We start from the raw sequence: 14,809 nt of genomic DNA on the forward strand, positions 1-14,809 counted from the left end.
AACGCGCATGCCTACGGATTCCTGACCCAGGAACGCGTAGGCATCATTAGCTGCCTTAATTAGGCGACTCAACCATGTAAGTCAGCTACGTAACTAATCCAGCGGTTTGCGATGAGCTGCAGGAGGAATGCCATCTCCGTGAGCGCAATTGTAAAAGAATTCGGAGTGGGCTGTCGAGCGGGAATTCCGCACCGGGCGCGCTTCCTGCACTGCGGAGAGGGCCGTATACGCAGATTCAACGCCGGAGATACGAATGATACCAGCTGCGCTCGACAAGCGAATCCATTCCACATCGCCGCTCAACGCAGAGCCGGCACTCAAGCGCTTGATCGCCGGCATGCATACGACTCAAGACGACTTCTACGTTCGCAACCACGGCAATGTGCCGGTGATTGACGAGACGCTCCACCGGATTTCGGTCTCAGGCCGAGTAAGCCGTCCGATCAGCCTCTCACTGAACGATCTCAAAAGCCGCTTTGAGCGCGTTTCCGTCAGTGCGGTGATGCAATGCGCTGGAAACCGGCGTGCTGACCTGCTGTCGGTGAAACCCGTCTCGGGTGACCCATGGGCACCGGGGGCGATTGGCAATGCGGTTTGGACCGGCGTGAGGCTCAAGGACGTGCTTGAATCGGCCGGCATCATGTCCGGTGGAGAAATGCACGTGGTATTTGCAGCGTGCGACGACTGCGAAGCAGAAGGCAAACGCTTCCGCTATGGTGTGTCAATTCCGGCGAGCAAAGCGCTATCCGGCGATGTGCTGCTTGCCTACGAAATGAACGGCGAAGTGTTGAGCCCGGAGCATGGGTATCCATTGCGTGTGGTCGTTCCGGGTTACGCGGGCGTGCGCAGTCCGAAGTGGCTGGCATCGATCGAGGTGCGCGACAAACCCTCGGACAATCACATGCAGCAACGCGAGTACAAATTGTTCCCAGCTTCTGTCGCTGAAACCAGCGCGGACTGGGAGAATGGGACGACGATCAACGATATGCCGCTGAACTCGGCCATTTGCGAACCGAACGAAGGAGCGACATTGTGCGCAGGTCCTGTCCGGGTCGCCGGATACGCCGTGGCGACGGGCACATCGGTAGCGCGAGTAGAAGTGTCGTCAGATGACGGGATGACGTGGACGCAAGCCGCACTCAACGTCGAGCCTGGCACCCCGTGGAGCTGGACGCTCTGGACCGTCGAACTGACGCTGCCGAAGGGCACGCATGAACTCTCAGTGCGCGCATGGGACTCGGCCGGGCAAACTCAGGTATCGCAGGTAGCCGATGTATGGAATTTCAAAGGCTATCTAAGTACAGCGTGGCATCGGATTACCGTCACCGCACAATAACGGAGCTGAAGCGGGAGGGAAATGGTTCATCGAGTAGTTTGACGAAAGCCTCCGTGCGGGGCGCAAACAATCTGCCTATCGCCTAGACGTGCAGCGAATACTGGCCGGAAGAAACGCTCATTCGCGCTTTCAATGCTCGAAAGGTGGCTGGGTCCTCTTGCGATTCTATGCATGCCTCATGCGCTGTCCTCCCGTCGTCTGCTGGTTCCCAAATGCAGCGGTGGACGCAGTTGGAACGCTGACCGGGCAGCGTTAGGGCCGTGTCCCATTGCAACGATGCAAGCGGTAGTGGCCAAGACGTTTAACTTCGCGTCAAGTGGTAAACCCTTTGTTTGAAAATATCCTGGAATAAACGGCGCCCACCCGGCGTTCGCCCGTTGTTACTCACCCAAAGAGGATCACTCACGATGGCTTCGAGCTCCCTGCGTTGGCTAGGCACTGCAGTGCCGTTCGCCAGCGCCCTTGTTTTTCTTCCCGCGAGCAGTGACGCTCTTGCAGGCTCAGTTCGGAATAGTGAAACGTCTGCGGAGTCTTCGTTCCTATCAGAAAACGATAAGGCGATGTCGACCATGATGACCAACATGGTGGTCAAGCCAAGTGGGGACATCGACAATGATTTTGTGGCGATGATGGTGCCGCACCACCAGGGCGCTATCGATATGGCGCGCGCCGAACTGCAATACGGAAAGAACGAGCAGTTGCGCCGCATCGCGCAAGAGATCGTGGTTGAGCAGCAGCAAGAGATCGTTGCGATGCATCTGGCGATCGGTTCGAGCGTATCGACTTCAGCGCCCGGCACAGCCGATGGCCGAAACCAAGCGTCCGATCCGGCACATGAAAAAAACCAGCATCCGACCCATAACAGCATGTCCATGAAGATGAATCAGGAGCCACAATGAACCGCATCCCCGCACTCTCGACTATCTCAGCCCTGATTGCGCTCGTCTTTGCGCAAGCTGTTCTCGCAGGGCAAGCGCCCGGACGGGCTTCTGCCGCCGACATACCCATCAGCCATCAGGATCGCGTCTACGCGGCCGAGCAGTTTTCTAATACCGTTTCCGTCATCGATCCTGCCAGCAATACGCTAGTCGGCCTGATCAAGCTCGGCGATCCGTCGCCCGGCAATTTCAGCCCGCTCTACAAAGGCCAGGTGCTGGTTCATGGCATGGGCTTTTCGCCGGACCACAAAACGATCGCGGTGGTCTCGATCGGCTCCAATTCAGTCTCGTTCATCGATACCGAGACCAACGCGCTCAAGCACGTGACGTATGTCGGACGGTCCCCGCACGAGGCGTTCTTCACGCCCAACGGCAAGGAGGTTTGGGTCACGGTGCGAGGTGAGAATTATATCGCCGTGCTGGATGGTTCGACCTACGAAGAGAAATCTCGCATTGTCGTGCCGGCGGGACCCGGCATGCAGATCTTCTCGCCTGATGGGAAATACGGGTATGTCTGCTCGTCGTTCAATCCGGAGACTGTCGTGATCGATGTCGCGAGTCATAAGATAGTCGGCCACGTTACGCAGGCCAGTCCATTTTGTCCGAACATCGCGGCCACGCCTGATGGCAAGCAGGTGTGGTTCACTTTAAAGGATACGGGCAAGACGCAGGTATTTAACGCCCGACCACCGTTCAATATCCTCAAGACGATCGATACCGGTCCGATCAGCAATCACGTCAACTTCGCACGCAATAGCAACGGCTCTTTTGCCTACGTGACGATTGGCGGTACCAATGAAGTCAAGGTGTTCAAAACCGATGACTTCTCCCAGATCGCGACGATTCCCGTCGGAAAACTTCCGCACGGCATCTGGCCATCAGGCGACGGCACACGCATGTACGTCGGTCTTGAAAACGCCGATGCGATGACTGCGATCGACACGTTGACGAACCAGGTGATTGCCACCGTGCCAATCGGACAGGCGCCACAAGCGGTTACCTATGTACCGAATGCCGTTCGAATGGGTGATGGCACCCAGAATACGCAGCCACTCGGTGTGGCAGGCAAAGCGGCACATCTGACGATGATGGCGGTGGGAGACTCGTCTACGTCAGCAAGCACGACCGCGCCAACGAGCGTGTCACTTTTCGATCAAGGTTTGATTCAGGTGTTGCAGGCGTCGGTCACGGGGTTGGAGCCAAAGAAACCCTATGTTATTGCGCTTTCGGATCACCCCGATGGAAGCGGCGAGCTGGAACCGTTGGCGAACTTCATGAGCAACCCCGCGGGTTCAGCGATCGTCAACGCAATTGGCCAAATCCGACAGGTCGTGCGACCTGAATCGAGCAACGGCGCGAACAAGCAGCGTTACCTTGTTATTGCTCCGCGCGATGGAGATAAGCTAAGCTCGGCCGTTCAAGTGCAGTCAAACTGAATTTCGAGGCTGCTCGACGCAAAGGGAGCGCGCTGGGCGGCGCCACGGCGTAAACACGCACTTCTTTACTTGTATATTCCGTGCACCTCGAACCTAATGATTCCCGTTCCACCGGTCTAGCTCGGTCATCGCAGGCCGGTCCAAGTGACCGTCCACGACAAAGTTATCGATTCTTCCAGCCAGAATGCGGACCACCTCGACAAAAAGACAACTATCCGGAAATTTTCGGCGCCACCGTAGGGAGAAGCGCTAAATTCGTGGCGTGAGCAAGCGTTCTCACAATGTCTCGCCCTACATGCTGTGACGTGCAGACAGACAATGGGCTCGGGTGCGGCATGGACAGGATCGAGGCGGCGGTCGGTACCTTGCGGAGCGTTGGTAATGCGCGCTGCGCTTTTCGTCCCGCGAGCACAATGACGCGTAAGTTAGGCAGGAGATCGAGCAGCGTCGTTAGCTCGGCGACACCACGATCAATATCGCGGTTGGATAACCGGTGTTGTCTTCCAGACGCGGAATCCGCAAGCCATGGATAGACGTTCCACAATACACTCTCGCAACGAGGTAGGTCGGCTTCGACCAAGAAGCGCCTAAGATTGCGCTGTGTTGGGACCGGATTGTCGCGAGACACCAAGCGAGGCTGGGAGGTAATATTCGCAGGCGACTCAAGCAATATCAGAACCTTCGCCTCACAGCCGCCATCGAGGGGATCAAAAAATGGCGCCGCCCCGGTTCTCTGGATCAACTCCTGAACGTACGCCGTCAGGGGGCGGACGTGGAGATCCTGAAGCATATCTAATCGCTCATGCCAAAGGTCAGCGGCGATGCCAGAGAAGGTTTTTGCTGTCATTGAGTCAATATTTCGTTTTGCGCTAAATCACCGTCGTGAACCGGATGTCCAGACTCGCAACGGCGCTAATACTTGACACTTACCCCATCAAATCGAGAGCCTCACGACTTGCGCATTTTCTGCACCGAATTTTGGTCGATTCGGCTTTCCAAGGTTACATCGAGTTCTTTTTCGATTTGCTGGAAGCGGTATTTTGGGAATTCGACCCTTGCGCGATATGAGGGAAAAGCGAACCATATAGCCAGGACAAAAAGAAGAATGATGAACAATGCCCATACAATAAACGCAAACATACAAACTCCTCATGCCGGTATCAGTGACGATTACTAGGGTCGATTGGTCCTTGATAAATTGATCTGACAAAGGTCGCGAGCGCTTTTCTGTCCGACGCGTCAAGTCCAGGAAACGCTGGCATTGCACTAGCGGGCACGCCTTGCATCAAGACCTTTTCGAGTTCAGCCGTCGAAGGACGAATGTGTTCGAAGTCGAACGGCGCTGGCTTGAGGATAGCGGAAACAGGTCCATCGCCTTTGCCGTTCACACCATGGCACGCGGCGCAATCAGCAGCGTACAGTTGAGACCCGAATGCGAGTGTCGCGCTTTGAGTCGGTATGAAGCTTGGCTTTTGCCCGAGCGTTTGCACATAGGCCACGAGGTCTGCGACTTGTTGATCGCTGAGATCACGCCACGCAGGCATCGAAGATCCCGCAACACCATTCTCTAAAACGCTTGCCAACGCTTGATCCGAGTATTCGAACTGAGTTAAGTCGGCCGGACGGGGGGCGAGAGCGAATGCGGCCGGTGAGTGCCCGTTCCCAGATGCTCCATGGCAACCTGCACACGACTGCTTAAACAAGGTTTGACCGCGCGTCAAATCTCCCTTAGCTGTTGGGGCATCGGAGACGGTCGATCCCGTGATACTCGCATGCGCTCTCGACGGGTCGGTGTCGAGAGATGCGGTTTCCAGTTCACTGCCCTCATCTACAGTTATATTTTTCACTGGCCCAGACCGGGCATTGATACTCGGTGACGCAGCGCTGCAGATCGTGCCGCTCACATCAGCGAGCCAATCAGGAGTAGTACCCTTAGCCGCTGCGCTTGGCCGTCTTGCGGAAATTTGATCAGCGGTTAATTGTTGCACATTGCTCATTTCCGCTCGGCGAGCTGCGCCGAGCGTCTCCAGGTACGCAACAAGGTCGAGCGCGTCAACCTTTGGTCGAGTCACACTCCCGTCAAACATCCAGGGGTACCCGGGCATGATCGAGCCAGGTACGATGTAACGCGGATTGTAGAGGTGTGCAAGTTGCCAATCCTTACTACGAACGCCGGCCTCACGAGCAAGGTCGGGTCCGATACGCCGCGTTCCCCACAGTTGAGGTGAATCATATTTCGTCTCCCATGGCTGCGTCGGCGGTCCCCATCGCCGAACATCCTCTGCGATATTGCGAACCTGCTGGGAGTGGCAATACGCGCACCCTTGGGTCGCATAAAGCGAACGACCGTGAAGCTGAGCTTTCGTATAGGGGCTGAGGACCGCCGGAGTATCGGCTTGAATCGAACGTTCAAGGCGCAGCCCCGGTAAGATTCCAAGTGCCACTACAGAGAGGACAAAAAATCCAATACCCGCAATAAACAGCACTGCCTGGCTTGCGCCAAACCATCGACGACGCGGGAGCAAACTCATTGCTTCTCATCCGTTAATATTGCCTGCCTACCGACGAGCATTGAAACGAGCAGACAACCAAAGCCTGCAAGTATGGGAAAAGCCGCCCCGACTCGCCACCACCAATAAGGCATTGAGGCGCGGACTGAATCCATCCACGGCACGGGCTGCGCCCAGGATTCGCCCTGGACCAAGCCCGCGACACTCAAATCGATAAACATGATAGCCAGTCCGATGCTGACCAACCAGAATGCGGCGCTCGCCAATCCGCCGTGGTATCGAGCACCGGGGGTCCGCTGCCAGGCATGCAGCATGCCGCCAGCCGCTACGAAAGTCGCAAAACCTAGCATTGCGAGATGCGAATGCCCGATCACCCAGTCCGAAAAGTGAATTACCCGTTGGACCGGCATCAACGCCTGTAGCGATCCTTGAATGCTCACAATTAAGTAGAAGACAATACCGACCCATATAAAGCGAAGGGGCACGTCTCGATACATGAGTACACCGGCGCCGCGCAGCGATGCTAACTGATTGAAGACGACAATAATCACATCGACACCAAGAAGCAGCGACGCGGCGATCGCTGCACGCTGGGTGTCCATGGGGATCGCAGAATAAACGTAGTGATGCGTGCCATTGAGCGGGTAGACAAAAAAGAGGATCCAAAACCCAAGCATCGATACGAAATGGCTATAGACAGGACGTCCCGTTACGGCCGGGATTACGTAGTACGACATTGCAAGTGCAAACGGGGTTACGAGTAGCCCAACGGCGTCGTGGATCCACAGGCCACTAAACGCCGCGCCAACCGCGCCAGGCACGAATTCCGGAACAAGGCTACCCATGGGAAAGGCAAGCAACGTGAAGACACCACCGCCCAATGCGTACCACGCTGAAATATATAGTCGATCTCGTTCAGGGCCCATTGCTATAGGCCAAAGGAACTGAGCGATGATAATCACCAGACATATTTCGGTGACGGCGTTAATAACCAACGGGAACTCGGTCCATTCAAGTGGCTTTATTGCAAGCAGCCACTGAGGCAGATTGACCTCCACAAGCGCCCACCCAGGAAGCACCATGCCGAAATTCCAGAGGGCAAACAACGCCCACCCCAATCCTTGGCTCGTCACCGACCGACCGGCGAGTCGCGGGGTCGCATAATAAAGGAAGCAAAGAAATGCGTTGCCCAACCAGCCAAACATGATCCCTTGCGTGTGGTTGTAACGAAGCAATCCCCATGTAGCCCAGGGCTGCGTCCCCAAGAATTCTGGATCGACAAACTTGATTGCGACCACGGTGCCAAAGAGGGCTGAGACTATCAGCGCAATTACGGCCGCTAACCCGTGAGCGCGCACGAGCATCGACTCGGTACGGGCAATGACGGTGATCTGCGAAGTGTCGAGCTTTGCGTTCCCTTGAGCGCTATAAGTTGTCGACATCCTAGCTTCCTTGATGCAGGCTACCGCCTGACGGAGTCGACTGGCTACCCAACACATGTCCGTTGACCGATTGGCCATACATTGATTGCGCGGAATCATGGTATTTCGCGCGGGTTTGCGCCACCGATCCGGTATAACGAGGATCTTGTGGACGATCCTGACTGTCAATGTACAAGGCCACATCCCATGCGTCCTGGTCGCTCAGCGTGCCGCCTTTGCCAAGTGGCATATTGGCCTTGATGAATTCTGCCGCGTTTTTAACGCTACCCATGCCCGCACCCCAGTTATATGATGCGTCTCCCCACAGTGCGGGAAATGCCACACTCCCGTCGGCTCCGCGCTGTCCAGCGCCGTTAGCGCCGTGGCAGAGGGCGCAATTCGCGGTATAGACGTTTGATCCTCGCGCGTAGTCTGGCTTGAGCTTCGCCTTTTGCATCTTTGGAAATCCCCGACCCTCAATCTTCGAATCAAGTGGAGCGCCGTGCGCCATCCAGTACGAATAAGTTTCTAGTGCGACAAGAACAGGATCTCCCAGAGGAGGGGCTTTTCCATTCATGCTGTATCTGAAGCAACCTTGCAGCCGCTCAGCAAAGGTATTCACATGTCCATTTTTAGCTCGATACGCCGGATACGCTAAGTACGCGCCCCACATCGGAGCAGCACCCGCCTTGCGGCCTTGATCAAGGTGACAACTTGCGCAGCGCAATTGGTTGCCGACATAAGCTTTTGCGTAAATCGCCGGGTTCTCAAAGATTTGCTGCCCCTGCTTGACGACCTTGCCAAAGTCCGTATCAAGAATCGGGGCATCGCTTGGCGAAAATGCCGCCCTCTTTGCAGTGGTGTTGGCCAGAGACGGTGAAACCGTCAGTGCGGGTTTTGATTGAATGGGGGCCGGCTGTCTGAAACCGGCGAGCCAGATTGTTCCGGCACATATCGCGAGAATGCTACCGACTGCGGCAATTGCGAGACTTGGTTTCATCGCGTCGATCCTTGAACAACAAGCGGTTGAGCCGCAAAGTAGTCGCCGACCGCTTTAGATTCGGACACCGACAACTTGCTTGCGACAACAGACATGAGACCAAGTGGCCCGGGTGCGCGCGTCCCGGCCCTCCACGCCGTGAGTTGGTTCTGGATATAAACCGAAGACTGGCCAGCCAAAGCGGGGAACACGGCCCCTACACCGCCGCCGCCGCTGCCGTGGCACTGGATGCACGCGGGAACGTTTTCGGACCATTTCCCATGGAGTGCAAGCGCCTCGCCGCGCAAATAATCAGGCGCCCGTGGTGTGGCTGGTAGCGACCCGGAAGCGGCCGGCAGGGTCGCATAGAAAGCTGAAAGTTCACCCTTTTGTTCGTTGCTCAGAAGCACTGCGATTGGCGTCATCATGGGGTTTGACCTCTTGCCAGAGGCCAATGCATTAAGTTGTTGGTTCAGGTACGCTTCCGGCAGCCCAGCGAGGCGCGGGTAGCCGACGGCAGGATTGCCTTCTCCCTTGCTGCCGTGGCAACTTGAACAAGCGGGAATGCCACTTGACGAGCCCAGCCGGGCGATGCTCGCTCCGGCCCCGGGCGACTGATCGGCGTAAGCCATTCCCTGACTTAAGAACAGGAGCGCTGTGGAAAGCGTCAACGCAACTGCGAGCGCCTGCAAGAACGCGCTGCGCCAAACCGAACTTAAGTGCGTTTGCGTTGGGTTTCCTGGTTCCATTCAATCAAACTCCACGATTAGATTTTCGCTCTCGACGTGAATCAGTGCGTTATAAGTTGCTCATAGGAATCAGTCGACGTCGCGTCCTTTTCATTCTGATCCGCTCATTGCGGATGAGCCGAATAGGGCTTAAAGCCGTAACGCTCAAAAATCGACAAGCCTTCAGGAGACTGAATGAATTTGAGCCAGAGTTTGCCGTCCGACGCGTGAGGCGCGTTTTTAGCCAAGGCCCCGGCGTAGATCGCTGTCGTATTTTGATCATCAGGAATATCGACGTGCCCGATTGGATGACCGACCTGCTCCTGGAACATCGCTTCCGATTTCCAGGTGACTCCAGCGTCGACTTTGTGCTGCATGATCCAAAGGGGAGTCTGGCGGTGATGAATTTGTGTAAGAAGTGTTGTGCCGTCGGCAATCTTCGTTTTGTACACGTCCGTCGCCAGATCCTGGCCGCCGGCTTTCTTCAGCGACGTTTCAATTTGCCGCGCGACACCCTCAAATTTGGGGTTGGGCATCGCAAGCCGAATCTCGGGCTTGCCCAAATCGCTCAAGCTTGAGATTGCCTTGGGGTTGCCCTGCGATACCATGATCGTCAGCGTATTGGTCGCGTACGGGATAGCGGGCGATGTCAATAGGCCAGCGTCGATTTGTTTGTTGACCGCATTCAAACCAGCAAGATACACGTCGGGTTTGACCGTCCAGGTCAAGTTGCCAACTGTCACCGTGCCGCCATTTTTGATCTGGTCAACAAGCAGTCCCGGAGGGACAGTTTCCCAATACATGTGTCCTTTGAACCGGGGATATTTCTTTTCGAATGCCTGCACAAGCGGCGCCATTGCGAAGAAATAATTCCCACCAACAAACAGTGAGAGCAAGGGATGCTGCGGATCACCATGAAAATCCGCAAGATTGTCCGCATCCGGAACGTCGAATTCGAGGCCGCGCTGGACGGCGTCGTTGTTTTCTCCGTGTTGCCACGGCGGGTAGAACTCGTTTGAACCCTGTGACGCATCATCGATAGGTTTTGTCTGAGCACCCACCGTCGCTTGCACCCCGAGCAAAATGACGAATGCTGCCAATGCGAGCTTCCGGGAATAGGGTCGTGTGGATAGCATGTCTCTCTCAAAAAAAGTTGTAGGTGAACTACATCGGCATCAGTACGTATCCGTCAGTCTCCAAGGTCGTCACCGTCGTCAGGCCAGAGAGTGCTAGCGTGACTGAAGGACTAAGCCAGTCGTAAGCAAATTTGTGCTCGGCCACAGCCTGACCGCAAACCGACACGTCTACTCCGGCTTTTTTTAGCTCTGCTATGAGTGGCAAATTTGGATTATCGACTCCGAATTTTGTATGGTAGTGGGCATTGTCCAGCGCAAGCGGTGTCGCGGCGCCGTACGTAATCGCCACAAATTTGAGGTGCTCGAGCGGAACGCCCGAAGATACGTACAGGTTGACGGTTCTAGCGACATGATCCAATGCTGGGTTGACATCGCTTGGCGATTTAGCCGCTTGCGTCAGCGCGAATACGATCTTGTATTCCTTATCCGCGTGTGGCCGATAAGCGGCCTGAGGGAGAGCGTGCATCTTCCCGTAACCTTGGATAGTTGGGGTAACCCAGAACCCACTGTCTTGAGTTTGAGCCTGGACCGTGAGCGCACTCATCGATAACAAGCCTGCCAAAATTAACATTTTCGGTTTCATGATGTTTTTCCTTAAGGTGAGTTTAGGATGCCAAGAACTCATGCATAAAACTAATATCATTTTGATCAGCTATGTATGCCAAAAAAGCATACGTCTTGAGGGTATGACGGGACAAGAAATGCTGCGATATCAGATTGCATTTAGCCGTTGGCTTAAGAAGCTGTTGGATCCAACTCCCAAAGGTGAGGCTTGGATGCTGTCGCCACAAGCGCTTTGAACAGCGTCGCGCCTCTGGATAGGCTTCGCCCTTTGAGCCAGATCAAATTGAGGCGCCGTTCGATCTTCAAATGCTGCAATCCAACCTCCTCGAATACGCCTGCCGACAGCTCGTCAACTACGCTCATTCTGGATAGAAAAGAAATGCTTCCGGGCGTTGAGCGCAACAACCGTTTGATTGCTTCGGTGTTGCTCACCGATACGATGGGTTCGATTGACAAACCAAGTCGTGCGTACGCGTCGTCGACGGCCTCCCTAACTCCGGACCCTTTTTCTCGCAAAATCGTTCTGCCTGCAATGAGATCCACTGGGAACATTTGTTCTTTGATAGAACTAAGATTTTTACTTGTGACAGCGATTATCTCGTCGTGCCCTAACGACAGGGAGTCAAGTTTTGTTGCGTCAAACGATCCTTCGATAAATCCCAGTCCGATTTCGCTCATACAAACAGCAGACTGCACGGCCCGAGAGTTTGAGACTGAAAGGCCAACCCTCACGTTCGGATACCGTGTGTGAAAATCAGCGAGGATCTGTGGCACAAGATAAACACCCACGGTTGCGCTCGCGCCGAGATCGAGATGCCCCGCGCTCAGGCCTGCCAACTCTCGCAATTCAAGCTCCGCGGAATCTGCCAATCCGAAGATCTGGGTCGCGTAACGCATCAACAGAGAGCCTGCTTCTGTTAGGACGACGCCTCGCGGTAACCGATCAAAAAGTTGGCTTCCAACCCTTTGCTCTAACTCTTTTATTTCTCTCGTCACCGCAGGCTGACTGACCTTCATTATGTCAGCGCCAGCGCTCACGCTACCGGCCTTTGCCACCGAAAAAAATGCATACAGATGGATGAAGTTCATTATGCTTTTTTACGTCCACGCGCTTTAAGTTTAGATGTACTAATGGCAATGAGATCTCTTTGGAAAGTACGAACGTAAGACGGACAATGCGGTAGAGACGATCAATCTTAGTGCGTCGTCCGAGGCATAATTCCCCAAACTTCGTTCGACCGGTCGCGACGGGAGCTTCAACGGGAACAGATTATTGACTAACTCAAGTCCCGTTGATCATTAAAGCCGCACCGCGTCTAATGCCTAACCGCTGAACGAGTCTGTCCGCTTTCCTTGGTCATCCATCCCCAGCGAGAGAATATGGCTGCACCGTCTTTCGATTTTAAATATCCGACAAATTGTTCGGACGCGGCGTTATCCTGCCCCCTGCGCGTCACGGCTACACCCGAATCACGGTAAATCGCATAGCGCGGCTCAATGGGCACCGTATCGGCGAGCGTCGGATTGGAGACCTGCCAGATGTTCCAGATTAGCCATACATCAATGTCTGATTGTTCGGTCCATGTCTTGCGTGCTTCGGCGCTGTTGCCTGCATAGCCGACAATATTTTTCCGCAAGGCCGCGACCTGGCGAATGTCGCCGGTGCGACCTGCGACGTCCTCCCATACTCCGTTCTGTCCTGCTCCATTGACCACCAGCACTTTCACACCAGGCTTAAGCAGGTCGGAGAAGCGCTTGATATGGTGCGGATTGCCCGGGCGCACGAGCATGGACATGGGTCGCAAATAAAGCGGCTCGGGCGCTTGCGGGGTCAACTGATCACCCATCGCAACGACAAAGTCAGACATCATAGTTTCTGATCCGCTGTAGATGACATCGGCATCTTCTTTCGCATGGTCGAGCCAAGTGCCGGTCGGACCTGCCGTCACGACGACCTGCGTGCCCGTCTTCTTTTCAAAGGCAGCCGCGGCTTCTTTCATTGCTGGTGCCGGGCCGCCAGGTCCGTAGACGTGCAGCGTGGTCTGTGCGTAAGCACCGCTCGCTGATAGCGCGACGCATGCAATAGCAATAAGGTGATGGGTCTTTTTCATGGTCATCTCGCGTGAGGTGTCAGGGGAACAACGCATTATTCAACGATAGGTGGCGTGACGAAGGTGTGAAACGGCGCGGGGCTCGGGACACTCCACTCCAGGCCTTCTGCACCATCCCAAGGCTTGTCGTCGGCTTTCTCGCCTCCCCTGTAGGCAGGCAATACGACCGCAAAAAAGAAGTACACCTGGGCCAACCCAAAGCCAAACGCACCGATCGTTGCGATCTGGTTGAAGTCGGTGAACTGGGCCGGGTAATCGGCGTAGCGACGAGGCATACCGGCCAGACCCAAAAAGTGCATCGGGAAGAACGTGACGTTGAAGAAAATCATCGAGGCCCAGAAATGGATCTTGCCGCGGGTCTCGTTGTACATATATCCGGTCCACTTGGGCGACCAGTAGTACCAACCGGCGAAAAGCGAAAAGAGTGAGCCCGCAACCAGCACATAGTGGAAGTGGGCGACCACGTAGTAGGTGCCGTGCAATGCAATATCCAGTGGAGCGACTGCGAGCACGAGACCCGAGAAGCCGCCGATCGTGAACACGAAGATGAAGCCGATCGCAAACAGCATGGGTGTCTCGAACGAAAGAGAGCCTTGCCACATGGTTGCGACCCAGTTAAAGACCTTCACACCGGTGGGGATGGCGATCAGCATGGACGCGTACATGAAGAACAACTGCCCCGTCACCGCGAATCCAGAGGTGAACATGTGGTGGCCCCACACCATAAATGACAAAATAGCAATCGAGGCGGTCGCATAGACCATTGATGCGTAGCCAAACAAGGGCTTGCGAGCAAAGGTTGGAATCACTTGGGAGATGATGCCGAACGCCGGTAACACCATGATATATACCTCGGGGTGGCCGAAGAACCACCAGATGTGCTGATAAAGGACCGGATCGCCGCCGCCAGCGGCGTTGAAGAAGTCGGTGCCCCAGTGCCGATCGAACAAAGTCATTGTGATCGCGCCGGCCAGCACAGGCATCACTGCAATGAGCAGAAACGCGGTAATCAGCCAGGTCCAGGCGAACATCGGCATCTTCATGAGCGTCATGCCAGGCGCGCGCATGTTTAATATCGTGACGATGATGTTGATTCCGCCCATGATCGACGATGCACCCATCAGATGGATCGCGAAGATTGCGAAGTCCATGCCGGGCCCCATCTGGACCGAGAGCGGGGCATAAAGCGTCCAACCCCCGGCGGCTGCGCCGCCCGTGACAAAGAACGAAACGGTTAGCAGGACACCCGCGACGGGTAGCAACCAGAAGCTGAAGTTGTTCACGCGTGCGAACGCCATGTCCGACGCGCCGAGCTGAAGTGGAAGCATCCAGTTCGCATATCCGACGAAGGCGGGCATGATCGCACCAAAGATCATCTCGATGCCGTGCATCGTCGTGAGCTGGTTAAAGAACTCTGGTCTCATTAACTGCAGGCCAGGTTCGAACAACTCACTTCGGATCATCAAGGCCATGACGCCGGCAGAAAGAAACATAGTGAACGAGAACAGCAGATACATCGTTCCAATGTCCTTGTGGTTCGTCGCGAACAACCAGCGGCGCCACCCGGTGGGACGGTCGTGCTCATGGCTTTCACCTTGGCTCGCAACCGGGTCAGTCAGGGTCTGCATGACGTCATTCCTTCTAAGTCAA

Annotated in this window: 13 protein-coding genes and 1 riboswitch; of the genes, 3 read left to right on the top strand and 10 right to left on the bottom strand. The window is 55.3% G+C overall.

Annotation, left to right across the window (positions count from 1 at the left end):
• Nucleotides 1-30 precede the first annotated feature (30 nt).
• Nucleotides 31-147: riboswitch (Fluoride riboswitch) on the bottom strand.
• Between the two features lie 106 nt (nt 148-253).
• From ACRWA7_RS33425 to ACRWA7_RS33435, 3 genes are all read left to right on the top strand, one after another.
• Nucleotides 254-1,336: a molybdopterin-dependent oxidoreductase gene (locus ACRWA7_RS33425; RefSeq protein WP_438397050.1), complete on the top strand. Its 1,083-nt coding sequence runs from the start codon at nt 254-256 to the stop codon at nt 1,334-1,336.
• Nucleotides 1,337-1,743: 407 nt separating this feature from the next.
• Nucleotides 1,744-2,235: a DUF305 domain-containing protein gene (locus tag ACRWA7_RS33430; protein WP_438397051.1), complete on the top strand. Its 492-nt coding sequence runs from the start codon at nt 1,744-1,746 to the stop codon at nt 2,233-2,235.
• Entirely contained in the window at nt 2,232-3,710 is a 1,479-nt protein-coding gene (locus tag ACRWA7_RS33435; RefSeq protein WP_438397052.1) for a YncE family protein, read from the top strand. Before ACRWA7_RS33430 ends, ACRWA7_RS33435 begins: the two co-directional genes overlap by 4 nt.
• 211 nt (nt 3,711-3,921) lie before the next feature.
• Here ACRWA7_RS33435 and ACRWA7_RS33440 read toward each other — a convergent pair whose 3' ends face one another.
• The 10 genes from ACRWA7_RS33440 to ctaD form a co-directional block, all read right to left on the bottom strand.
• Nucleotides 3,922-4,557: a uracil-DNA glycosylase gene (locus tag ACRWA7_RS33440; protein ID WP_438397053.1), complete on the bottom strand. Its 636-nt coding sequence runs from the start codon at nt 4,555-4,557 to the stop codon at nt 3,922-3,924.
• Between the two features lie 313 nt (nt 4,558-4,870).
• Nucleotides 4,871-6,241: a cbb3-type cytochrome c oxidase subunit II gene (locus ACRWA7_RS33445; protein WP_438397054.1), complete on the bottom strand. Its 1,371-nt coding sequence runs from the start codon at nt 6,239-6,241 to the stop codon at nt 4,871-4,873.
• On the bottom strand, nt 6,238-7,662 hold the full coding sequence (locus ACRWA7_RS33450) for a cbb3-type cytochrome c oxidase subunit I (RefSeq protein ID WP_438397056.1): 1,425 nt from the start codon (nt 7,660-7,662) through the stop codon (nt 6,238-6,240). Before ACRWA7_RS33450 ends, ACRWA7_RS33445 begins: the two co-directional genes overlap by 4 nt.
• A 1-nt stretch (nt 7,663) precedes the next feature.
• Nucleotides 7,664-8,641, bottom strand: a complete 978-nt coding sequence (locus tag ACRWA7_RS33455) for a c-type cytochrome (protein ID WP_438397057.1) — start codon at nt 8,639-8,641, stop codon at nt 7,664-7,666.
• A complete protein-coding gene (locus ACRWA7_RS33460; RefSeq protein WP_438397059.1) occupies nt 8,638-9,369 on the bottom strand; it encodes a c-type cytochrome in 732 nt (243 codons plus the stop codon). The genes ACRWA7_RS33455 and ACRWA7_RS33460 overlap by 4 nt, the downstream gene beginning before the upstream one ends.
• Before the next feature lie 104 nt (nt 9,370-9,473).
• Entirely contained in the window at nt 9,474-10,484 is a 1,011-nt protein-coding gene (locus tag ACRWA7_RS33465) for a substrate-binding domain-containing protein (protein WP_438397061.1), read from the bottom strand.
• 28 nt (nt 10,485-10,512) lie between these two features.
• Nucleotides 10,513-11,067: a DsrE family protein gene (locus ACRWA7_RS33470; RefSeq protein ID WP_438397063.1), complete on the bottom strand. Its 555-nt coding sequence runs from the start codon at nt 11,065-11,067 to the stop codon at nt 10,513-10,515.
• A gap of 152 nt (nt 11,068-11,219) precedes the next feature.
• Complete coding sequence (locus ACRWA7_RS33475) at nt 11,220-12,137, bottom strand: LysR substrate-binding domain-containing protein (protein ID WP_438397064.1); 918 nt, start codon at nt 12,135-12,137, stop codon at nt 11,220-11,222.
• Nucleotides 12,138-12,364: 227 nt separating this feature from the next.
• Entirely contained in the window at nt 12,365-13,159 is a 795-nt protein-coding gene (locus ACRWA7_RS33480; RefSeq protein WP_438397066.1) for an extracellular solute-binding protein, read from the bottom strand.
• A gap of 35 nt (nt 13,160-13,194) precedes the next feature.
• Nucleotides 13,195-14,787, bottom strand: coding sequence for a cytochrome c oxidase subunit I (gene ctaD, locus ACRWA7_RS33485; RefSeq protein ID WP_438397067.1), 1,593 nt, complete (start codon nt 14,785-14,787; stop codon nt 13,195-13,197).
• Nucleotides 14,788-14,809: the final 22 nt, after the last annotated feature.

Origin of the sequence: Caballeronia sp. DA-9 (assembly GCF_051615025.1) — a bacterium.
In the GTDB taxonomy this organism is placed as follows: domain Bacteria; phylum Pseudomonadota; class Gammaproteobacteria; order Burkholderiales; family Burkholderiaceae; genus Caballeronia; species Caballeronia sordidicola.